Annotated in this window: 17 protein-coding genes and 1 tRNA gene; 5 read left to right on the top strand and 13 right to left on the bottom strand. The window is 72.1% G+C overall.

Annotated features, from left to right (window positions below; all coding sequences use genetic code 11):
- Positions 1–30: 30 nt before the first annotated feature.
- The 3 genes from RCR19_RS22745 to RCR19_RS22735 are packed head-to-tail and all read right to left on the bottom strand — an operon-like array spanning position 31 to position 2,849.
- A complete protein-coding gene (locus RCR19_RS22745) occupies positions 31–822 on the bottom strand; it encodes a S16 family serine protease (RefSeq protein WP_331266796.1) in 792 nt (263 codons plus the stop codon).
- Between the two features lie 42 nt (positions 823–864).
- A complete protein-coding gene (menC, locus tag RCR19_RS22740; RefSeq protein WP_331266795.1) occupies positions 865–1,974 on the bottom strand; it encodes an o-succinylbenzoate synthase in 1,110 nt (369 codons plus the stop codon).
- Positions 1,971–2,849 (bottom strand): chorismate synthase, encoded by an 879-nt coding sequence (locus RCR19_RS22735; RefSeq protein ID WP_331266794.1) that lies wholly within the window; start codon positions 2,847–2,849, stop codon positions 1,971–1,973. The genes menC and RCR19_RS22735 overlap by 4 nt, the downstream gene beginning before the upstream one ends.
- A 135-nt stretch (positions 2,850–2,984) precedes the next feature.
- Between RCR19_RS22735 and RCR19_RS22730 the strand changes: the two genes are divergently transcribed.
- Positions 2,985–4,520: a helix-turn-helix domain-containing protein gene (locus RCR19_RS22730; RefSeq protein ID WP_331266793.1), complete on the top strand. Its 1,536-nt coding sequence runs from the start codon at positions 2,985–2,987 to the stop codon at positions 4,518–4,520.
- A gap of 15 nt (positions 4,521–4,535) precedes the next feature.
- On the opposite strand, the gene RCR19_RS22725 is transcribed toward RCR19_RS22730, so the two are convergent.
- The 3 genes from RCR19_RS22725 to RCR19_RS22715 all read right to left on the bottom strand — a co-directional run bounded on the left by RCR19_RS22725 (position 4,536) and on the right by RCR19_RS22715 (position 8,954).
- The gene (locus RCR19_RS22725) at positions 4,536–5,177 is read right to left on the bottom strand and encodes a helix-turn-helix domain-containing protein (protein ID WP_331266792.1); all 642 of its coding nucleotides are present in this window, start codon (positions 5,175–5,177) and stop codon (positions 4,536–4,538) included.
- 308 nt (positions 5,178–5,485) lie between these two features.
- Positions 5,486–7,294, bottom strand: coding sequence for a DEAD/DEAH box helicase (locus tag RCR19_RS22720; RefSeq protein ID WP_331266791.1), 1,809 nt, complete (start codon positions 7,292–7,294; stop codon positions 5,486–5,488).
- Positions 7,295–7,505: 211 nt separating this feature from the next.
- A complete protein-coding gene (locus tag RCR19_RS22715; RefSeq protein WP_331266790.1) occupies positions 7,506–8,954 on the bottom strand; it encodes an MFS transporter in 1,449 nt (482 codons plus the stop codon).
- 291 nt (positions 8,955–9,245) lie between these two features.
- On the opposite strand from RCR19_RS22715, the gene RCR19_RS22710 reads away from it, so the two are divergent.
- Together RCR19_RS22710 and RCR19_RS22705 are read left to right on the top strand one after the other, a co-directional pair.
- Positions 9,246–9,317, top strand: a tRNA-Cys gene (locus RCR19_RS22710).
- 138 nt (positions 9,318–9,455) lie between these two features.
- Positions 9,456–10,037: a dihydrofolate reductase family protein gene (locus tag RCR19_RS22705; RefSeq protein ID WP_331266789.1), complete on the top strand. Its 582-nt coding sequence runs from the start codon at positions 9,456–9,458 to the stop codon at positions 10,035–10,037.
- Positions 10,038–10,251: 214 nt separating this feature from the next.
- Here RCR19_RS22705 and RCR19_RS22700 read toward each other — a convergent pair whose 3' ends face one another.
- Complete coding sequence (locus tag RCR19_RS22700; RefSeq protein ID WP_331269526.1) at positions 10,252–10,674, bottom strand: hypothetical protein; 423 nt, start codon at positions 10,672–10,674, stop codon at positions 10,252–10,254.
- A gap of 809 nt (positions 10,675–11,483) precedes the next feature.
- On the opposite strand from RCR19_RS22700, the gene RCR19_RS22695 reads away from it, so the two are divergent.
- Both RCR19_RS22695 and fmdA read left to right on the top strand, forming a co-directional pair.
- Positions 11,484–12,119, top strand: a complete 636-nt coding sequence (locus tag RCR19_RS22695) for an AmiS/UreI family transporter (RefSeq protein ID WP_331266788.1) — start codon at positions 11,484–11,486, stop codon at positions 12,117–12,119.
- A gap of 24 nt (positions 12,120–12,143) precedes the next feature.
- Positions 12,144–13,394, top strand: coding sequence for a formamidase (gene fmdA / locus RCR19_RS22690; RefSeq protein ID WP_331266787.1), 1,251 nt, complete (start codon positions 12,144–12,146; stop codon positions 13,392–13,394).
- A gap of 145 nt (positions 13,395–13,539) precedes the next feature.
- On the opposite strand, the gene RCR19_RS22685 is transcribed toward fmdA, so the two are convergent.
- From RCR19_RS22685 to RCR19_RS22660, 6 genes are all read right to left on the bottom strand, one after another.
- Complete coding sequence (locus RCR19_RS22685) at positions 13,540–14,706, bottom strand: SUKH-4 family immunity protein (RefSeq protein ID WP_331266786.1); 1,167 nt, start codon at positions 14,704–14,706, stop codon at positions 13,540–13,542.
- A gap of 191 nt (positions 14,707–14,897) precedes the next feature.
- Positions 14,898–15,062, bottom strand: coding sequence for a hypothetical protein (locus RCR19_RS22680; protein ID WP_331266785.1), 165 nt, complete (start codon positions 15,060–15,062; stop codon positions 14,898–14,900).
- The gene (locus tag RCR19_RS22675; protein WP_331266784.1) at positions 15,059–17,365 is read right to left on the bottom strand and encodes a molybdopterin cofactor-binding domain-containing protein; all 2,307 of its coding nucleotides are present in this window, start codon (positions 17,363–17,365) and stop codon (positions 15,059–15,061) included. The genes RCR19_RS22680 and RCR19_RS22675 overlap by 4 nt, the downstream gene beginning before the upstream one ends.
- Entirely contained in the window at positions 17,362–18,786 is a 1,425-nt protein-coding gene (locus RCR19_RS22670) for a 2Fe-2S iron-sulfur cluster-binding protein (RefSeq protein ID WP_331266783.1), read from the bottom strand. The genes RCR19_RS22675 and RCR19_RS22670 overlap by 4 nt, the downstream gene beginning before the upstream one ends.
- Positions 18,783–19,676: an FAD binding domain-containing protein gene (locus tag RCR19_RS22665; RefSeq protein WP_331266782.1), complete on the bottom strand. Its 894-nt coding sequence runs from the start codon at positions 19,674–19,676 to the stop codon at positions 18,783–18,785. Before RCR19_RS22665 ends, RCR19_RS22670 begins: the two co-directional genes overlap by 4 nt.
- 281 nt (positions 19,677–19,957) lie before the next feature.
- A complete protein-coding gene (locus RCR19_RS22660; protein WP_331266781.1) occupies positions 19,958–21,577 on the bottom strand; it encodes a beta-N-acetylhexosaminidase in 1,620 nt (539 codons plus the stop codon).
- Between the last annotated feature and the right edge of the window lie 9 nt (positions 21,578–21,586).

Below are 21,586 nucleotides of genomic sequence, written 5' to 3'. Positions count from 1 at the left end.
CGCCGAGGACCGGCCCGTCATCGCCGCCGGCTAGCAGCTCGGCACCGAGCCCTTCCCCCGCTCGAGCGCCACCAGGGCGTCGACCGCGCCGTCCAGCGTGGTCACCGGCACCAGTCTGAGCCCCTTCGGCAGCTCCGCCTTGGCGTCGGGGCACTCCGCCTTCGGGACCAGGAACACCGTCGCCCCGTCACGGCGGGCGGCCTGCGTCTTGAGCGCGACACCGCCGACGGCTCCCACGTTGCCCGCGTCGTCGATGGTGCCCGTGCCGGCGACGGTGCGGCCTCCCGTGAGGTCGCCGCCGGTGCCGTCGCCGTGCAGCTTGTCGATGATCCCGAGCGTGAACAGCAGGCCCGCACTCGGCCCGCCCACGTCCGCGAGCTTCAGGGTGACCTTGACGTTCTTGTCGCTCAGGCCCAGGTACTTCAGCGCCGCCCGGGTCGCCGCGTCCTGGGACTGCCTCATCTGCTCGGAGTTGTGCCGCTCGATCTCCTTGACGGTGTCACCGCTCGGGTAGACCGCGTCGCGCGGCAGCACCGCGCGGTCCGCGCGGAGCCAGCCGTCGACCACGTCGCCGAGCGAGACGTGTGCGTCGGGACCCGTCGCCTCGATCGTCGTCATCCGCAGCTGGCCGGACGTCGTACGGGTGGGCGTACCGCTGATCGTGATCACGGCAGCGCCCTTGTTCGCACCGAGGACGTTGGCCGTCAGCCCCGGCTGCGCCACGGAGAACGGCAGCGGCGCGGCCGCGGCCGTGGCGAACAGGGCCGCCGCGGGCAGGGCGCAGACGGCGACGGCCTTGGGACGCGAGAGACGAGAGAGCACGGGATCAATCTAACGTGAGCGTGGCGTCCGGCCGGGTGCCGGTCAGCCCCCGTACAGGCTGCTCCGCCCCGTGGTGAAGCGCCGCAGGGCCTCCGGGAGCGGCTCCACGCCGATCCCCGGGGCGGAGGGCACCGGGAGATGGCCGTCCCGCAGCACGAAGGGCTCGGTCAGGTCCTCGGCGAAATAGCGTGCGGACGCCGAGGTGTCCCCGGGGAGCGTGCAGCCGGGCAGGGCGGCCAGGGCCAGGTTGGCGGCGCGGCCGATGCCCGTCTCGAGCATGCCGCCGCACCACACCGGCACCCCGTGCGCATGGGCCACGTCGTGCACGCGGCGGGCCTCCAGATAACCGCCGACCCGCGCCGGCTTCACATTGACGACCCGGCAGGCGCCCATGGCGATCGCGGAGGCCGTGTCACGGGCGTTGTGCAGGGACTCGTCCAGGCAGACGGGGGTGGTGAGGCGCTGCTGGAGCAGGGCGTGGGCGTGCAGGTTGTTCTCCTCGAGCGGCTCCTCGACGAGCAGCAGCCCGAACGCGTCCAGCTTCCGCAGGTGCTCGGCGTCGGCGAGCCTGTAGGCGGTGTTCGCGTCGACCTGGAGCGGCAGTTCGTCGCCGAACCGCTCGCGCACAGCCCGGACGGGTTCCAGGTCCCAGCCCGGTTCGATCTTCAGCTTGATCCGGACGTAGCCCTCGGCGAGGTAGCGCTGGACGTCGTCCAGGAGCTCGGGCACGGAGTCCCTGATGCCGACCGACACCCCGGCCGGCACCCGGTCCCGCACGGCCCCCAGATAGGTCGCGAGCGACATCCCGTACGCGCGCAGCTCCGCGTCGAGGACGGCCGTCTCCAGGGCGGCCTTGGCCAGCTCGTGCCCCTTGACCGACGCCAGCGCGGGGGCGAGGGCGGGGGCCGTCAGCCGGGGCAGGGCTGCCACACGCGGCAGCAGGAAGTCGCGCAGGACGATCTCGGCGCCGGCCACGAACTCCGGGCAGTACCGCGGTTCGGGGTCGGCGGCGAACTCGGACCACCCCTCGGCGGCGTCGGTGACCACATGGAGCAGGAAGGTGTCCTTCGTGGTCATGGTCCCGAAGGAGGTGCGGAACGGGGCGACCAGCGGGATCGCCACATGGACGATCTCGGCGCGTTCGAGCTTCATACCGGGGAGTGCTCCTCTCGGGTGAGCGTGTACCAGCCGTCCCGGGACATGCCCGTCGCGCGGAACCCCTCGGCGAAGGCATGTGCGAACACCTCGCGGACGGCGTGCCGCCAGCGCAGGGCGAGGGCGGGGTCGGCGGCCCGCAGGGCCACGACGTCGTCCGGCACACGGCACCACAGACGGCCGCCGTCGGCGGAGCGCCGGGCGAGCGGTGCCCCGTCCGGCGCCAGGGGGATCCCCGCCGCTCGCGGGGCCGCCACGGCCGGTCCGGGTCCGGGCGGGACGGCGCGGTCCGCGCTTCCGCCGGACCGCCGGGGCGCCCGCAGGTCCCACAGGACGGCCAGCCGGTCGCTCTCGTCTCCGTCGTTCACTCCGTCGGCCATCGGACCGTAGAAGTCGACGAGGTACTCCGTCCCGGTCGCGCCCAGCTTGACCAGGTTGAAGCGGGCATTGCGGCCGACCAGCGGGTCGAAGGTCCAGCGCAGTGTGCGGGCACCGTGCTCCAGCAGCCAGGCACGCTGCGCCTGCTTCAGCGGGTGCCCGACGCCTCGGTCGGCCGCCGCCAGCAGGGAGTACGCGTCCGCGTCGGCGGGCGGGCCGAAGACGGCGGCGCAGGCCCCGGCGAGCCGCTCCCCCTCGACGGAGTACGCGGCGTGCACGGCCCCACCCGCGTGGACCAGGCTGTGCAACACCTCGGCGGGCAGGGGCGGGCTGCTGCGGGGTGTGCGCCAGACGTCGCAGAAGTAGTCGGCCACGGCGGCGAGGCCGCTCACGTCGTGCACGGTACGGAGGTGAACACCCGCGGTGCGCGCTGTCTCCTCCGCGAGCCGTGCCGCGCCCGCATGGGCGGCGGACAGATCCGTCTCTGCTGTCATGGATCGAGTCTCGGGGCGCGCGCCGGGACACGCGTTGTGCGGGACGCCAAAACCTGCGTACGGTCCTGAGGGGATCGGCCAACGACCGAGGAGGCATCCCTGGACGCGCACTCCCTCGGGGACCTGCTGGACGTCGTGGGTGAACCCTCCGTCCGGCTGCACACCGCGCCCGCCGGACTCGCCGTGCCCGTCACCGAGGCGCTGCTCCACGACGCCCACGCCCCTGTCCCCCGCGTGCCGGGGGCGCTGCTGCTCGCGGTGGGCGTGCGCGCCCGCTCCGCCGGACCGCTGGCGCGAGCCGCCGCCGAGGCGGGGATGGCCGCGCTCGTCGTACGCGGTCAGGACGGACCCGTCGCGGAGGCGGAGGCGGCCGGGATCGCCCTGCTGTCCGTGGACGAGGACGCCGCCTGGCACCGGGTGCACCTGCTGCTGGCCTCGGCGATCGGGGCGCGCCCTGCGGCCACGGGCCCGGGGGACGCACGCGGTGAGCTGTTCGCTCTCGCCGACGCCGTGGCCGCGGCCGTCGGTGGGGCCACCACCGTCGAGGATCCGCGGCAGCGGATCCTCGCCTACTCGACGGTGCCCGGGCAGGTGACGGACGAGGACCGCCGCCAGGGCATCCTCGGGCTCCGGGTGCCGGGGAGCCCGGAGAACACCGAGCAGTACCGGACCGTCTTCGCCGCGCCGGGTCCGGTACGGCTGCCGGCACTCGCGGGCGCTCTGCCACGGCTGGCGGTCGCGGTGCGCGCCGGGGGCGAGACCCTCGGCTCGCTCTGGGTCGTCGACGACGGCCGGCTCGCACCCGATGCCGGGAAGGCACTGGCACAGGGTGCGTCCACGGCGGCGCTGCTCCTGCTGCGGGTGCGCGCCGCCCGGGAGCTGGCCCGGCATCAGGACGGCGATCTGCTGCGCCGCCTCCTCGACGGCACCGCCGACCCGGCCGCCGCCCAGCGGCTCGGCCCGGAACCGGTACGTGTGGCCGCGTTCGTCCTGGACGCCACCGTCTCCGCGCCCGACGACGCACAGACCGCGCTGCGGCTGCTGGACCTCGTGAGGCTGCAGTGCGAGTCCCGCTACGGACGGCACGCGTGTGTGCTCGTCGACCGGGTCGTCTACGCCCTGCTGCCCGCTCCGGCGGAACGCGGCACGGGCCGCGGCCGCGGCCATGAGGAACGGCATCTGCGGCTGGCCGAGGACATCGTGCGGCGGGCCGAGCAGGCACTGCGGGTACCGGTGCGGGCCTCACTCGGTGACGTCGTGCCCTCGGCCGCCGGTGCGGTCGCCTCACGCCGGGACGCGGATGTCGTGCTGCGGGTGCTCGGACCCCGGCTGCCGGTGGCGTCGGTGACCGGGGTGCGGTCCCGGATCACCCTGCTGCGGCTCGCCGAGGTGATGGCCGGACAACGGGATCTGCGCACGGGGGCCGGGGAGAAGGTGCGGGCGTACGACGCCGGGCACGGCACCGAGTACGCGCGCACCCTGCTGGCGTGGTTCGAGGCCGGATGCGACATGGCGGGCGCGGCGGAGCGGCTCGCGGTGCACCCCAACACCTGCCGCTACCGGCTGCGGCAGGTGCGGCGGCACGTCGGGGTCGACCTGGACGATCCCGACGAACGGCTGGTGCTGTGGCTGCAGTTGAGGACGGCGGCGGACACCGGCGAAGGACTCTGAGGGCGGCCGTGGCGCTCAGCGCAGCGCCTCGGCCACCTCCCGGGCGGCGTCCACCACCCGTAGCCCCACCCGGTCGGGCACCGCGTCCGAGAGCATCACGACCCCGACGCTGCCCTCTATCCCGCTCACCCCGACCAGTGGCGCCGCCGCACCGCTCGCGCCGGCCTCCAACTCCCCGTGGGTGAGCGTGTATCCGGGGTCGGCGACCGGCTGTCGACGAGCGGCGAGTATCGCCCGGCCGGCGGCGCCCCGGTCGAGCGCATGGCGGAAACCGGCCCGGTACGCCACGTGGTAGTCGGTCCACGTCGGTTCGACCACGGCGACGGCCAGGGCCTCGGACCCGTCCACCAGAGTGAGGTGCGCGGTGGCCCCTATGTCCTCGGCAAGCGCGCGCAGCGCGGGCAGTGCGGCCTCCCGTACCAGCGGATGCACCTGACGACCGAGTCCCAGCACACCGAGCCCGACCCGGGCGCGGCCGCCCAGATCACGGCGGACCAGGCAGTGCTGCTCCAGCGTGGCCAACAACCGGTACACCACGGTCCGGTTGACGCCCAGTTTGGTGGACAGTTCGGTGACGGTCAGCCCGTGGTCCGTGTCGGCGAGCAGCTTGAGGACCCTGAGGCCCCGATCGAGCGTCTGGGAGGTCTCCGCGGTCACGACGCCCACTCCTTAGTGGTGAGACGGCGGCCCGGTCGCGGCGGATGCGGCGCCGAGTCCCGTCGACGTCGCTCCAGAGGCCGCCGATCGGCCGGCGGCCCGGCGGATCCCGGGCCCAGTCGCTTCACGGCTGCGCTCCGCGGCGGAGCTGCCACGGGGCGTGTGCGTAGCGGGACATTAGCGAGCCGGTCCGCTCAGCGGAAGGCTCCGTCCAGAATCCGGTCAGGGGTGGGGAGTCACTCGCCTCGTTTTGCGGCGATACGCACCGCTCACCGGACACCGCCCGCCCATCGGGGCGGTGTCCGCGCTCACTTCATGCGCGTGGCCCACTCCTGGACCTTCGCGATGCGCTGGCGCAGCTGACCGGCGGTGCACTCGGCGCTCGGCGGGCCTCCGCACACCCGGCGCAGTTCGGTGTGGATCACCCCGTGCGGCTTGCCGCTCTGGTGCACGTACGCGCCGACCATCGTGTTGAGCTGTTTACGCAGTTCCAGCAGTTCCTTGTGGGTGACGACGGGCCGCCGCTCGGCGGGCAGTTCCAGCAGGTCGGCCTCCGTGTCCGGCTTCTTGCGGCTGTGCGCGATCTGCCGTGCCTGCCGCTTCTGCAGCAGCAACTGCACCTGGTCGGGCTCGAGAAGGCCCGGAATACCGAGGTAGTCCTGTTCCTCCTCGCTGCCGGGATGTGCCTGCATGCCGAACTCGGCGCCGTTGTACATGACCCGGTCGAAGACGGCGTCGGACTCCAGCGCCTCGAACGGCAGCATGTCCTGCTCACCGGTGTCCTCGTCCTGCTCCCGGTTGGCCTCGTCCATCTCCTTCTCGGACTCGGCGTACGGGTCCTCGTCCTCACCGGCCTTCTTCGGCTTGTCGAGGACGTGGTCGCGCTCGACCTCCATCTCGTTGGCGAAGGTGAGCAGGTCCGGGACGGTGGGCAGGAACACCGAGGCGGTCTCGCCGCGACGCCGGGACCGCACAAAACGGCCGACGGCCTGGGCGAAGAAGAGCGGGGTGGAGATGGTGGTCGCGTACACCCCGACCGCGAGCCGGGGCACGTCGACGCCCTCGGACACCATGCGCACCGCGACCATCCAGCGGTCGTCGCCGTGGCTGAACTCGTCGATGCGGTCGGAGGCGCCCGCGTCGTCGGACAGGACGAGGGTCGCCCGGTGCCCGGTGATGTCGCGGATGAGCTTCGCGTACGCGCGGGCCGACTCCTGGTCGGAGGCGATGACGAGGGCACCGGCGTCCGGGATGGCCTTGCGGACCTCGGTCAGACGCTGGTCGGCGGCGCGCAGCACGCTGGACATCCACTCGCCGCGCGGGTCGAGGGCGGTCCGCCAGGCCTGGCTGACGGCGTCCTTGGTCATGGGCTCGCCCAGCCGGGCGGCGATCTCGTCGCCCGCCTTGGTGCGCCAGCGCATGTTGCCGCTGTAGGAGAGGAAGATGACCGGGCGCACGACGCCGTCGGCGAGGGCGGACCCGTATCCGTAGGTGTAGTCGGCGGCCGACCGGCGGATCCCGTCGGTCCCCTCCTCGTACGCCACGAACGGAATGGGGTTGGTGTCGGAGCGGAACGGCGTACCGGTCAGGGCGAGCCGGCGGGTGGCCGGCTCGAACGCCTCCAGGCAGGCCTCGCCCCAGGACTTGGAGTCTCCCGCGTGGTGGATCTCGTCGAGGATGACGAGGGTCTTGCGCTGCTCCACACGGTTGCGGTGCAGCATGGGCCGGACCCCGACACCCGCGTAGGTGACGGCGACGCCGTGGTACTCCCGGCTGAGGGGTCCGGCGCTGTACTCGGGGTCGAGCTTGATGCCGACGCGCGCCGCGGCCTCCGCCCACTGCTTCTTCAGGTGTTCGGTCGGGGCGACGACGGTCACCTGCTGCACGACGTGGTGGTGCAGCAGCCAGGACGCGAGCGTCAGCGCGAAGGTCGTCTTGCCGGCGCCCGGCGTGGCGACGGCGAGGAAGTCACGCGGCTGCTCCTGGATGTACGTGTCCATCGCTCCCTGCTGCCAGGCGCGCAGCTTGCCGGCCGTGCCCCAGGGAGCGCGGCCGGGGAAGGCGGGAGAGAGGTGGTGCGAAGGGGAGGAGTGGGAGCTGGCGGCGGTGGTAGTCACGGTCTCCGGTTCGGTCGGCGCTCGAAGGGGCCGCGTCCGGCGTGTCGGACCAGCGGGGGTCGTCGACGGTCGGGCCGGGCTCGGCTGTGTATGACAACCGGGCCACCCTACCGGTGGACCCACCCGCCACTCGGGGCGACGCCGCCGCTTGCGGCCCGGGTGCGACAGGGGTCACAGATCATCGGGACCACGGGGTTTCGGCCGCGCGGGGTCACCGCGCCCGCAGCCGGGTCGTCACCCACGCGCCCACCAGCGCCACCGCCGTCATCGGCAGGAACACCGCGGCGAAGGCGGCCGGGTGGGAACCGGCGGCGCTCGCCTCCGTCGCGGAGGGGGCGATCGAACCGCCGCCCAGCGCGGCGAACGCGGCGCCGACCGCGGAGAGCAGGATGACGTTGGAGAGGCCGTCGGAGATCTGCAGGGCGGCCGAGTTCGCCCCGGCCTCCTCGGGGGCGGACAGCTGAAGCAGCAGGACGCTGGTCGAGGAGATGACCAGCCCCATGCCGAAGCAGCCGAACCCCCAGGCGACGGCGACGGTCCAGACGGGGACCGAATGGATCAGCACACTCGGCGCCGCGACGATCGCGGCGGCGACGACGACCATGCCGAGCGTCATCAGGCGCTCCCGGTGAGGCTCCAGACGTGGTCTCGACTGGACGTAGGACCCCAGCGCCCAGGTGCCACCGCCCGCCGCGAGGGAGAACCCGGCCAGGGTCGGGGACAGTCCCCGCTGCGTGACGAGCATGAGCGGGACGAAGCTCTCCGCCGTGATGAAGGCACCGGCCGCGACTCCGCGCAGCAGCACCACGGACGGCAGCCCGCGGGCCGCGCGGTAGGTGCCGCGGGGCAGCAGTCCGAGAACCGCCGGGACCAGCAGTGCGGCGCCCACGGCACCGGGCAGAAGGGACAGCGGGCTCAGGTCCTGGGCCGCGTACTGGAGGAGTCCCGCGCCCAGTGAGATGCCGAAGGCCAGGCGGAGGCGGCGGACGTCGAAGGGGGCCGCGTCGGCCGGCTCGGCGGGACCGTCCGCCGAGCGCCGGATGCTGGGCAGTGCGAGCGCCAGCGGGAACACCACGAGTACCGGGATGCCGAGGAAGACCCAGCGCCAGCCGAGCTGTTCCGTCACCGCGCCCGAGGCCAGCGGGCCCACCACGGACGGGACCACCCAGCCCGCCGCGAACGCGGCCATGATGGCCGGCCGCAGCCGCTCCGGGTAGGCGCGGCCCACGACCACGTAGAGGGCGACGATCACGAGTCCGCCGCCGAGGCCCTGGACGGCCCGGCCCAGAATGAACTGCCACATCGACCCTGCCGTGCCCGCCAGCAGCAGCCCCGCGGCGAAGGCGCCGATGCCGCAGGCCAGCGAACCCAGCGGGCCGCCACGGTCCGACCACTGGCCCGCGAGCACCATGCCGAAAAGGCTCGTCGTGAAATACCCCGAGAAGGCGAACGCGTACAGCGACAGCCCGTCCAGTTCCCGCGCCGCGACCGGCATCGCCGTGCCGACGGCCGTCGCCTCGAAGGCGATGAGCAGCACGACGGAGACGATGCCGATGCTCAGCGCGCGGTAGGGACGGCTCAGCACGCCGACGGTGTCGTCCGGGGAACCGGACCGGGCCACGTCGGTGACGTCGGCGTCGCGGGGATCGAGGGCTGCCATGCAGGTCAGGGTAAGGGGCTCGGCCGGGTTCGGCCCCTGTCCGGAGGCGGTGCCGGAGTGCGACCTTGGTCGTACGACCCGCCGTTCGTGAACGGCGTATGGCAGTCCCGTTGCAGCGCCGGCGATTCCCTTGAGCCCGCATTTCGCCCGACCGTACGGTCAATGCGTCAGGTCGGAACGAGTGAGCCGTGCCGCACCTGATCCTGGCCGTGAACCCGAGTGGTTCAGGGACCCGCCCGCCGGGGCGGGCTCCACCGCGGGAAGTCACATGGGTTCCACGACCAGGAGCACGGCCGTGTGCCCGAGTGGTTCAGGGGCTCGCCTGCAAAGCGAGTTACGCGGGTTCGATCCCCGCCACGGCCTCTGACTGCCTGACCGGGCAAAAAAGGGCGGTACCCCACGCGGGTACCGCCCTTGTGGTCGTCCGTCCCAGTTCCCGTCTCACCGGAGGCCCGATCTTGTGTCACCGTTCGCAGTGACCCCGAAGCAGAGGAGAGCCCCGTGGGCAAGGTGGTCATGTACAGCTCGGTGTCGGTGGACGGCTTCGTCGCGGACGAGAATGACCAGCCCGGTCCGCTGTTCGACTGGCTGTCCAGCGGTGACGTCCCGTTGGACGAGAGCGGCGAGCTGAAGGTGTCGCAGACGTCCTACGACTACACCCGGCCGTACTGGGACCAGATCGGAGTCACGATCGTCGGCCGCCACGTCTTCGACCTGACGGACGGCTGGAACGGGAAGCCGCCGGGCGGGATCGACCACGTGGTCGTCGTGACGCACCGGCCGGAGCCCGAGGGCTGGGACCCCGAGGCGCCGTTTCACTTCGTCGACGGCGTCGGGACAGCCGTGGCCAAGGCGCGGGAGCTTGCGGGTGACCGCATCGTCGAGGTCGCCGCCGGCGACGTCGGTGGCCAGGTGCTTGCCGCCGGCCTGATCGACGAGGTGCGCATGGACGTCGTACCCGTCGTGTTCGGGTCCGGCAAGCGCTACTTCGGGTCGGTCCACGCGCAGCACCTGTTGGAGGATCCTGACGTGGTGATTCAGGGCAACCGGGTGCTTCACCTGCGGTATCGGGTGCGCCGTTGACCGAGCCGAGCGGGTTCGCGAAGAAGTCCCGCCCCAAATTGGCCTGTCGTGAGCTGTCGCTCTTGAGCGACGATCAACTCGGTGGGGATCCCTGTCCTGTCGGCGCCCGGACGCCACGGCGAGTGAGCGACGGCACCCTGCCGCCGGGCCGACCCCACCCGGAAAGACAAAGAGGCGGCACCCTGGGAAGGGTGCCGCCCCGCGCTCCGGTTTCTCAGAGCTTGCCGCCGATCTCGCATGCCTGGCACGGCGGGCGGCCGCAGGTGCACTGCATCAGGGCCTCGACGACGCCGCGGTCGTGGTAGAGGCACTCGTCCTTGCAGGTGTGGCGCGGGATGAACCCGGCCGGGATCTCGCCGGGCCACGGTTCGTGACCGTCCCGGCAGCGGGCGAAGCGCTCGGGGTCGGTGGCGTGCAGGTCGTGCATGGTCGACCTCGCCTCGTCCTCCAGCTCGCGCACTCGCTCCACCAGGCTCTTCAGCTCGGCGGCCAGGCCCGAGTACCGCTCGGCGCCGGTCCTCACGTGCGCGGCCCGCAGGGCCATCGCCGCGTTGCCGAGAAACCTGCCGGCGTCCTGGAGGTCGGTCACGTGATGCAATTGAATGCCGTTCACGCCACGTACCCATACGGCGTCCATATTGCTCACTGATCCGCCCTTCCGGCGTTCGCCTTTTCTCGCACGACGGCATGCGCGGCGCCGGTGCCTCCGCATAAGAAAAAAATGACCTGTTTACGGAACTTAAGGGTCCGGATCGAGACCGTCCAGCGAATTCGGCGTGAGTCCACTCACAGCAGACCCGAACCCGTATCCGCGCTCGACGCCATAGGGTTGGCCGACCCGACCCCGGCACCCGGTCAAGGGAAGACGATCACGGCGAAGATCCCCGGTGACCTTTCCCCGCAGACGGCAACCGAACCGGCCCGCACCGGTGATCTTTATTTCCGGCCGGTTCCGATCGGTCGTCGCAATGCCCCCAAGTGACCCTTGCGCCCTCCACTTGACGCATGGATAAGCGAGTCGTCCACTTGAAAAGAGAGCGACACTGGGATGTGGGCGCGGGTGAATGCCGGCCACGCCCTCGGGTTGACCGGCGTCCGCCGACATGCGGAGTGATGATGGCAACCTACGAATATCTTTGCAGCCGTTGCGGGCCCTTCGACGTGAAAATGGCGATCGGGACTGCGCCCCCTGTTCACGGCTGCCCTGCGTGCTCGGGCACCGCACGGCGTGTGTTCTCCTCGCCCGGTCTCGCGACGACCCCGCACCCGGTCGCCGCCCTGCACGACCGGCAGGAGCAGTCCCGCGAGGCTCCGGAAGTCGTGTCCGAAGTGCCGCCGGGCCGAGCGCCGGTCCGGCGTCCGCACCCCGCGTTGTCGCGGTTGCCGCGACCCTGAGGGCGGGTTGCGGGCGATCCCGCCCCGCGCGGACCGAGGAGGTGCGTCCCCGTGAGCAACGTGGGGCTGCTCTTTGTCGGCGCGGTGCTGTTCATGAACGGGCTGTTGCTGCTCGGGAGGGTCGACCCCAAGTCCGCGGCGGTCTTCAACCTCTTCGTGGGGGCACTGCAGGTACTGACACCGACCTATCTCATCTTCACGGCCGGCGACGACCAGATGAAGATCCTGGCGGCGTCCGGGATCTACCTGTTCGGATTCACATACCTTTACGTGGGCATCGTCCTGCTCGCGGACATCGACAACATCTGCGTCGGCTACTACTCCCTCTTCGTCGCGATCGTCGCCCTCGGGTATTCGTTCGCCAATTTCCACCTGCTCAAGGACTATCCGTTCGGAGTCATCTGGCTCTACTGGGCCTTCCTCTGGTTCCTGTTCTTCCTGCTGCTCGGGCTCAGGAAAGTTCCGCTGTCCGACTATGTCGGCTGGGTGACGGCGATCGAGGGCTGGGTCACCGGAGTCATTCCCGCGGCGCTGCTGCTTTCCGGTTACTGGAAGCACACCACGGAGATCGCCATCGCCCTCGGGGCCTTCGGCATCGTCGTGTTCGCGGCGCTGTGGCCGCTCACCAGGAAATCACGGCAACCGGTTCCGGCCGGATCGACCGGAGGTACGGGCACACCGTCCTGACCTGATCTGAAATGAGAGGCTGTCATGCCCGAAGTCGTATTCAGTGTGGACCAGAGCAAGTCGATGCGTGACCAGGACGTGCCCGGACACAACAGGTGGCACCCGGACATCCCCAACGTCGCCATGGTGAAGCCGGGAGCGGAGTTCCGCATGGAGTGCCGCGACTGGACCGACTGCCAGATCGGCAACAACGACACCGCAGACGATGTGCGCGACATCGACCTGACCATCCCTCACATGCTCAGCGGCCCGATCGGCGTGGAGGGCGCCGAACCCGGCGACCTGCTCGTCGTCGACATCCTCGACCTCGGCCCCGTGCCGCAGCAGACCGGGGATGCGGCGGGCCAGAACTGGGGCTACACCGGCATCTTCGCCAAGGCCAACGGTGGCGGCTTCCTGACCGACTACTACCCGGACGCCTACAAGGCGATCTGGGACTTCCACGGGCAGCAGGCCACGTCCCGTCATCTGCCCGGTATCCGCTTCACCGGGATCACCCACCCCGGGCTGTTCGGAACGGCGCCGTCGTCCGAGATGCTCGCCCGATGGAACACACGTGAGAAGGCGCTGATCGACGCCGACCCGAACCGGGTCCCGCCCCTCGCGCTGCCGCCGGAAGGCACCAACGCGCTCGCCGGCACGGCCACCGGCGACCTCGCCGCGCGCATCGCCGCGGAGGGCGCCCGTACGGTTCCGGCCCGTGAGAACGGCGGCAACCAGGACATCAAGAACTTCACGCGCGGTTCGCGGGTGTTCTTCCCCGTGCACGTCAAGGACGCCAAGCTCTCGGGAGGCGATCTGCACTTCAGTCAGGGGGACGGAGAGATCACCTTCTGCGGCGCCATCGAGATGGGCGGCTTCATCGACTTCCACGTCGACCTGATCAAGGGCGGCATGGAGAAGTACGGCATCTCGACCAACCCGGTGTTCATCCCGGGCAACGTCGAGCCGCGGTACACGGAGTTCCTCACCTTCATCGGAATCTCCGTCGACCACGACACCGGCACGAACTACTACCTGGACGCGACGCTGGCCTACCGCCGCGCCTGTCTCAACGCGGTCGAGTACTTCAAGAGGTTCGGCTACAGCGGGGAGCAGGCGTACCTGCTGCTCGGCTCCGCGCCCGTCGAGGGACGCATCAGCGGCATCGTCGACGTCCCCAACGCGTGCTGCTCGCTGTACGTCCCCACCGCGATGTTCGACTTCGAGATCCGGCCCTCCGCCGCCGGCCCGGCGACGGCCGACCGCGGACAGTGTGCCCTGACCACCATCTGACCGGGCGACGTCCTCGCCCCCGCACCGCCTGCTGCGGGGGCGGGCGACTCATGCCGACGCGGTCGCACCGGGGTCCGAGCCGTCGTCCGGCTCGGGTCGGCCGAGCGACCGCGCCCCGGCGCCGGTTCGGTCCGAACGACGGACCCTAGGCGTACAGTCCGCCGCCCGCCTGGTCCTCGAAGGCCTCGGGCCAGTAGCGCCAGCCGTCGTCCTGCGGCGTCCTCGGGGTCGGGTCGCAGGCGATCGGGTCGACCGCGGCGAGGGTCTCGGCCATCGTCGCGGCCAGCTGCTCGTAGGCGTCCGTCAGATCGTGCTCCGCGTCCAGCGCCTTCTCACGGTGCACCAGCCAGACCGTGAAGGCCAGGGTGGAGATGTCCGCGTTGAGCGGGCGCAGCGTGGCGTCGGGCTCGCTCCAGCACAGCACCGCTCCGGTGGAGCCGTCCAGCACCAGGCTCGTGTCCTCCAGGAGATAACCGAGACGTATCAACCGGTCGGCCTCGGGCGGGAGTTCGTCCGCGGGGCCGCGGTCCTCGTCCGCGTAGTACTCGGCCAGGGTCGGCAGCGGCACGTCCGTGTCGAGTTCGTACCAGTAGCCGTTCTCCGGCAGGCCCACCTCACGCAGGAAGCGGCGGGTCGGCTCGTGCGTGAGCTTTCCGGGGAAGTCGACGTCCTCGAAACGCACGATCGAGGCGGAGCCGAACTCCTCGTCCAGCAGCCGCGAGGGCAGGTCGAGCGCAAGTCCCGTACCGGGGCGGGCGATCCGGGCCAGTGGACGGATCAGCGCGGCCATCCGCCAGTACGGCGCGGGGTCGTCCCCCGCATCCTCGGCGAACACCGACGCCAGCCGCTCGGAGGCCTGCGCCACCGCCTTGGCTCCGTACCCGTGCGAGGCGAACCGGCCCCGGGAGGTGACCAGTTCGTCGGTGACCGCGGCGAACCGCAGCAGCACCTCCAGCGAGGGGGCGAGCGGCGACAGGCCCATCAGGCCGGGATGGCGCGGGTGGACGTATGTCGTGGAGACCTCGCCCGTGGCGCCGTTCAGCACGAGGGACTCCAGGTCGCGGTCGACGGTCCGCAGCGCCCCTATGACCAGCTGGTCGCGCAGCTCCTCGGCGAGCTTCTCCGCGTCGTCCACCAGCTCGGCCACCCGCCGCAGCGCGGGCCGCTCGCACAGCGGCCCGAACCCCAGCAGGGAGCCGCCGGAAGGCACTCCCGCCCCCGTCAGCAGACGCCGCGTCCCCGCGTGCGTGACGTACGGATCGAGGTCCGTCCCGGCCAGCGTGATCACGCTGCCGACGTCGCTCAAGTCCATGGTTCCCCCGCGTACTTCGTTCCCGGAGCGCTCGCGTGGTCGATCTTCTTGGAGCGCCTCTCCCCCGACGCCGAAAACCATACGCCGCCGCACTGACAACGCCGCCGGATTTGCGGCGCGTCCACGCCGTTCACCACGGACTCGTGACAAGAACCACACCGAGGACCGTCCACCGGCCCGGCCGCGATCCGTCAGGTGAAGTACACGCCGCCCAGCACGACGACGATCGCGGCCAGCACGAAGAGGAGGACCCAGCCCAGGAGCTTCCCGATCGCGGGCGCGGGCTCGTAGCGCTGCTCCTGGTCCGACGACGGGGCAGCGGGGCCCGGGTCGTCCGCGCCCTCTCCGGTGCTCACTGCCCCGTCACCACGGCAGCCTGCGGCCGGATCGGCAGGCGGTTGACCGGGCGGCCGGTCGCCGCCCGCACCGCGGACGCGATGGCCGCCGGGGAGGTGACCACCGGCACCGCGCTGACCGACTTCGCACCGAAGGGCGCGACCACGTCCCGTTCCTCGACGAGCTTGACGATCCGGATGTCGGGCGCGTCCAGCGCCGTCGGCAGGGAGTAGCCCGTCAGGTCGGGGTGGCGGACCAGTCCGCGGGCCGTGCGCAGGTTCTCGGTGAGCGCGATGCCCACACCCTGGGTGACGCCCGCCTCCACGCGCGCGGCGAGCTGCGCGGGGTTCAGCACCCGGCCGACGTCCTGGGCGAGGGCCAGTTCCACGACCCGCACCGAGCCGATCTCGATGTCCACGTCCACCACGGCACGGATCGCGCAGAACGCGAGCCCCACGAAGGCGTCGCCCTGGCCGGTCTCGTTCAGCGGCTCCGTCGGATGCGGGCGGCACTGCGCCGTGGCCCACAGCTCCTTGCCGTCCATCGCCTCCGTGACGGTGGTCGACAGCACCCCGTCGTACGAGGTGATCTTGCCGTCGGTGATCTGGAGCAGTTCGGTCGACATGCCGAACTTGTGCGCCAGGGGCTGCAGCAGCTGGGTGCGGACCATCTTGGCGGCACGCTCCACGGCGCCGCCGGACACCCAGGTGTGGCGGCCCCGGCAGCCGGCGCCTGCCGACGGCTGGTCCGTGTCGACCGGTGCCACGTGCACCTCGTCGATACCGAGCGTCTCCTGGACGATCTGCCGGGCCAGCGTGGTGAAGCCCTGGCCGGTCTCGACGGCGGCGCACAGCACCGTCGCCACCCCGTCCTGCACCTTCACCGTGGCCGTGGAGACCTCGTCCGCGCCCTCCGCGCCGAGCATGTGCACCATGCCGATGCTGTAGCCGACGCCACGCCGCACGGCACCGGGTTCGCCCGCGCCCTCGGGGCCGCCGGGCAGCAGCCACTCGTCCTCGGGGGTGTCCTTGGGGAGCGCGGGCAGCGGGTGGTCCCTGACCGCCTCGAGCAGCTCGGCGACGGGTGCCGGACAGGTCACGGTCTGGCCGGTGGGCAGGATGTCGCCCGTGGCCATGACGTTGCGCAACCGCAGTTCGGCCGGGTCGAGGCCGAGCTTCTTGGCCAGCTTGTCCATCTGGGCCTCGTAGGCGGCGCACACCTGCATCGCGCCCTCGCCGCGCACATGGCCCGACGGCGGGTTGTTGGTGCGCACGGCCCAGCCCTCGATGAAGGCGTTCGGCACGACGTAGGGGCCGCAGGCGAAGGAGACCGCCGCGGCGAGCGCTTCCGAGGACGTGTCCGCGTAGGCGCCGGCGTCCAGCAGGATCTGCGCCTCGACCTTGACCAGATTGCCCTCGGCGTCCGCGTGGTGGCGGTAGCGCAGAAGGGTGGGGTGGCGGTGGACGTGCCCCAGGAAGGATTCCTCGCGCGTCGCGGTCAGCTTGACCGGGCACCCCGTCTTCAGGGCGAGCAGTCCGAGCGGCAGTTGGAAGCCCTGGTCCTCGCGGTCCGCGCTGGCGCCGGGCACGCCGGTGACGACGACCTTCACCCGCTCGGGCTCGAGGCCGTAGACCGCGGCCGCGCGGTCGCGGTCGGTGTGCGGGTCGGTGGAGGCGATGTACAGCTCGACCCCGCCGTCGGGCCGGGGCACGGCCAGACCCGCCTCCGCACCGATCGGGGCGGGGTCCTGGCGGCCGATGCGGTACAGGCCCTCGACGACGACCTCGCCGAGCGCGTCGGGGTCGCCGTGGCGCAAAGGGATGTGGCGGATCAGGTTGCCGTCGGGGTGCAGCGGCTCGGAGTCGAAGGCCTGTTCGGGATCGGTCACCGGCTCGAGCACCTCGTACTCGACGATGACGGCGGCGGCGGCCATGCGCGCGGTGTCGGGGTGGTCTGCGGCGACCGCCGCGATGGCCTCCCCGTGGTGACGTACGACCTCGGAGGCGAACACCGGCCGGTCGGCCGTGCCCCGTCCGTGGACGGCCTCGCCGGGAATGTCCTCGTGGGTGACGACGGCCCGCACGCCCTGCATCTCGCGCGCGTGGCTGGTGTCGATGGACAGGATGCGCGCGTGCGGATGCGGCGAGCGCAGCACGGCGGCCCACAGCAGGCCCTCGGCCCACAGATCGGCCGCGTACGGGAAGGTGCCCTCGGTCTTCGCCCCGGCGTCGGTGGACGGCAGGGAGGCGCCCAGGCCGTGCGGCAGCGGCTCGGGGGCCGGTGCGGCCGCCGCGGTGGTCGCGGTGGCGGCTTCGTTGCTCACGCCTGGCCTCCGTCCTGGCCGTACGGGTGCTGGTCGGGGTCGGCGCCGTCGAACGCGGAGGGGTGCACACCGCCTGCGCCCGGACGGGCCTGGTGCGGGATGCGCGGCTCCTGGCCGTCGGTTGCGGACTCGGCCTGCGCGTGGGCCCCGCGTTCGGCGACGACCTCCTTGACGGCCTCCACCACGCCTCGGTAGGCGGAGCAGCGGCACAGGTTGCCGCACAGGGCCTGGCGCGTCTCCATCTCGGTGGGCGCCGGGTTGCCCTCCAGGAGGTCGTGCACGGTCATCGCCATCCCGGGGACGCAGAATCCGCACTGCACGGCGCCGCACCGGGCGAGCGCCCGTTGCACGTCCGAGGGCTGTCCGTCGGCGGCGAGGCCCTCCACCGTGCGCACCTCGCTGCCCGCCGCCGTCACGGCGGGCACCAGGCAGGAGGCGACGAGCCGTCCGTCGACCTGGACGTTGCAGGCGCCGCACTCGCCCTGCGAGCAGCCGTCCTTGGCACCCGCGAGGCCGAGCCGCTCGCGCAGCACGTACAGCAGTGACTCGCCGATCCACGCGTCGGTCACGGGCCGGTCGGCGCCGTTGACCCGCAGGACGTAGGACGCCAGCGGGTGTTCGTCGTGCGCCCCGGCGGGGCCGGGGGCCGGCTCCTCCGCCCCGGCGGCCTCGGCCGCCGGTTCCGGATCGGCTTCGGGTGCCTGTTCGGCCTCGGACGCCTCGACGGCCGTGGACGGCTGCTGTACCGCCTCAGGCGCCTCGGGGACACCGGAGGGCCCTGCGTTCCCGTACGGCCCGCCGGACGGCTCCGAAGGGGCCTTGACGGGCGCCTGCGCGGCTCCGCCCGGTGTCTCCTCCGACCCCGACCACGGCTGTCCGGCCGCGCTCGTCGCCCAGGGGGCGGCGGCGCCCCCCGGCAGGGTCGCCGGCGGACTGCCGCCCCACTGCTCGACGAGGGCGGACGTGCTGAACTCGCCCGATTCGTCCGGAAGATCACCGTTCGCCACGGGGATCGACCACTGTCCGGTGACGTCGTGCCCGGATGCCGGAGCCTCCTGCGGGGCGGCGTCCTCGAAGTTCCACTGCCCGGTCGCACCGGGCTGGTAGGTGAACCGGTCGCCGGAGCCCTCCGGGCCGACGGCGCCGGGATCGGGCCACCCGGCGCCCTCCGCGGGCGCGCCCCACGTCTCGTCGCCCTGCGGCTGCGCGGCCGCGCCCGGCGCCGCGGTGAACTGCGGGGGCACATAACCGTGACCGGGCGCGGCCAGCGGGCTGTCGGAGGCGAGCAGCGCATCGATGCCGCCCTCGGGCAGCTGCACGAAGGCGGTGGCGCCGTCGTCGTAGTCCGCTTGCGGCAGCCGCTCCCAGGAGCCGCGGGCGCGCCCCTGAGGGCCATCCTCCCGGTGCTGGTCGTCGGTCACGACAGCGCCCTCCCCAGTGCTCGTCGGGCCAGCGCGGCGACGGTGCGCCGCAGGTGCAGTACGGCGGGCGGCAACTGCTCCACGGTGCCGTCCTCCGCCGGAGCGGGATCCGGGATGCAGGCGGCCGCGACGTACTCGCCGAAGGCGGTGAGCGCCTCCGGGACGATCGTGCGGTTGTTGTCCCAGTCGATGAGCTGGGCGACCCACTGCTCGGCGTCCAGGGGGCGCAGCGGCATCGGCGCGATGGCACCGACGGCGCAGCGCACCCCGCGCCGGGCGGGGTCGAGGACGAGCGCCACCGACGCGACGGCCCGCCCGGGACCGGTGCGTCCGGTCGCCTTCAGGAAGACCTGCGGAGCGTGCAGCAGCGGTACGCGCACGTAGCCGATGAGTTCGCCGGCCCGGAGCAGCTCCATGCCGGCGAGCAGATGCGAGACCGGGATCTCGCGGCGGGCCCCGTTCGTGCCCGCGATGATCAGCGTGGCCTCCAGGGCCGCCAGCACCGGAAGCGCGTCCCCGGTGGGGGCGGCCGAGGCGATGTTGCCGCCCAGGGTGCCGGCGTTGCGGATGTGCGGCGGCCCGGCAGCCCGCGCGGCGGCGGCGAGGGCGGGGATGAGGGCCGCGAAGTCGGGACGGCCCATGCGCGCGTGGGTGAGACCGGCGCCGAGCAGTGCGTGGCCGTCCTGGTACTGCCAGCCGCGGATCTCACTGATGCGACCGAGACCGACCAGCGCGGCGGGCCGCAGCTGACCGGAGTTGACCGCGGCCATGAGGTCGGTGCCGCCCGCCACGGGGACGGCGGCCGGCATGGCGGCGAGCGCCGCCACGGCCTCGTCGAGAGAGGCGGGCAGCGTCACGGCCTGCGCCGCCTGCGGTGCGTGCGTGGTCAAACCGGCTGCCCCTTCCCGCTGCCCCACCTGGTCCCACCTGTGTTGCCGTACGGTACGTGCTGACAGGGCGGACGTGGCAACTCTGGCACATCTTCCCGGGTCTCTGACGCAGGGGTCCGCTAGGAGGCATTCGCCCTCTCACCAGGTTGATGGTCCGTTTTGCAACCCGTTCGCAAATGCGGGCGAATTGCCGCTCTTCGGTTGCCCTTGTGCCACTTTTTTCCCATGCCGGGTCACGTTTCCAGGGAGCCGGGTCCCCCGGCTCCCTGTCCCGGGCCTCCTCACACGTTCGGGGGGGCACCCTCGATCGGGCGTCCGAGCACACCGGGTCGCCGCTGCCACGGCAGCGGTCCGGCGGGCGGCCGGTAGGCGACGCCCAGGGCGTCAAGCCGGGGGTAGTGGGCGGTCATCCGCCGCTCGAAGTCCGCGAAGTCGCGGTCCGCGGGCGCGGGCAGATCGCTCCAGACGGCCTCGGCGAAGGCGGCGAGCCGGGGAAACGTCTGGTAGTCCACGCGCCCCTGGTCCTCCATCACCTCGGTCCACACATTGGCCTGGGCCCCGAGGACGTGGCGCGCCTGTTCCTCGGTCAACTGGGGCGGAACCGGCTCGAAACGGTAGACGTCCTCCAGTGTGCGCACGTACCCGATGGGCACGGGCTCGTCCGCTCCGGCGTCCTGACGGTGGTCCAGGTACACCTGCTGCTCCGGGCACATGACGACGTCGTGGCCGCTCCGCGCCGCCGTCACCCCGCCCGCGTAGCCGCGCCACGAGGACACCGCGGCGCCGTCCGCGAGGCCGCCCTCCAGGATCTCGTCCCAGCCGATGAGCCGGCGGCCGCGCGCCGTGAGCCAGGCGTCGAAGTGCCGTACGAACCACGACTGGAGTCCGTCCTCGCCGGCCAGGCCCAGTTCGCCGATGCGCGCCTGGGCGGCCGGGGACTTCCGCCACTGGTCCTTGGCGCACTCGTCGCCGCCGATGTGGACGAACGTCGAGGGGAACAGTTCCAGGACCTCCTCGAACACCCCCTCGTAGAACCGCAGGGTGGCGTCGGTGGGGGCGAGCACGTTCTTCGAGACGCCCCAGTCGTCCCAGACCGAGAGCGAGCCCGTGTCGACGACATCGCCGTTGCCGAGTTCCGGATAGGCGGCGATGGCGGCCTGGCTGTGCCCGGGGACGTCGATCTCCGGAACGACGGTGATATGCCGCTCGGCCGCGTACGCCACGATCTCGCGGATGTCGTCCCGGGTGTAGAAACCGCCGTGCGGCTTCTCCTCCCACAGCGGGGAGGCACGATGGCCGTATCTGGTGCGCGCCCGCCAGGATCCGATCTCGGTGAGCCGCGGATACCGCTCGATCTCCAGACGCCAGCCCTGGTCGTCCGTGAGGTGGAAGTGGAAGACGTTGAGTTTGTGGGCGGCCATGAGATCCAGGTAGCGCAGAACGCCGTCCTTGGGCATGAAGTGCCGCGCCACGTCGAGCATGAGACCGCGCCAGCCGAAACGGGGTGCGTCCTCGATGATCCGGTGCGCAATTGTGTGGACGAGTCCCGGACGCACGGGGGCGCGCCGAAAGGCGTCGGCGCCGAGCAGCTGACGCAGCGTCTGGGCGCCCCAGAACACCCCGGCCGGGCCGCCGCCGCGGATCTCGAGCCCCCGGCCGACGACGGCGGAGAGTTTGTACGCCTCCGGCTCCAGTTCGTCGTCCAGGCACAGCCGGAGCGAATTGGCACCGTCCTTCGGACCGGGTGTCAGAGGCAGCCCGAGGGCCGGCCCCAGGGTGGAGCGCAGCCAGCGTTCCGTGGTCCCCGTACCAGGTCCGGCCCACAGGGTGGTGTGCTCGTGGAGCTCGACACCGCGGCGTGTGGGGCCGTCGACGGCGCGTGGCGCCGGAATCAGTTCCATCACGTCAGT

It is taken from the genome of Streptomyces sp. WAC07094 (assembly GCF_036320405.1).
In the GTDB taxonomy this organism is placed as follows: Bacteria; Actinomycetota; Actinomycetes; order Streptomycetales; family Streptomycetaceae; genus Streptomyces; species Streptomyces lannensis.
Note: the sequence above shows the minus strand (reverse complement) of the source record. Positions and strands in the feature narration are given on the sequence as shown.

Coding starts and splice junctions, on each gene's coding strand:
- RCR19_RS22685 (WP_331266786.1), bottom strand. CDS start 14,706: ATGGACTTGAGCGACGTCGGCAGCGTGATCACGCTGGCCGGGACGGAC.
- RCR19_RS22700 (WP_331269526.1), bottom strand. CDS start 10,674: ATGGACGCCGTATGGGTACGTGGCGTGAACGGCATTCAATTGCATCAC.
- RCR19_RS22715 (WP_331266790.1), bottom strand. CDS start 8,954: ATGGCAGCCCTCGATCCCCGCGACGCCGACGTCACCGACGTGGCCCGG.
- RCR19_RS22660 (WP_331266781.1), bottom strand. CDS start 21,577: ATGGAACTGATTCCGGCGCCACGCGCCGTCGACGGCCCCACACGCCGC.
- RCR19_RS22735 (WP_331266794.1), bottom strand. CDS start 2,849: ATGACAGCAGAGACGGATCTGTCCGCCGCCCATGCGGGCGCGGCACGG.
- menC (WP_331266795.1), bottom strand. CDS start 1,974: ATGAAGCTCGAACGCGCCGAGATCGTCCATGTGGCGATCCCGCTGGTC.
- fmdA (WP_331266787.1), top strand. CDS start 12,144: ATGCCCGAAGTCGTATTCAGTGTGGACCAGAGCAAGTCGATGCGTGAC.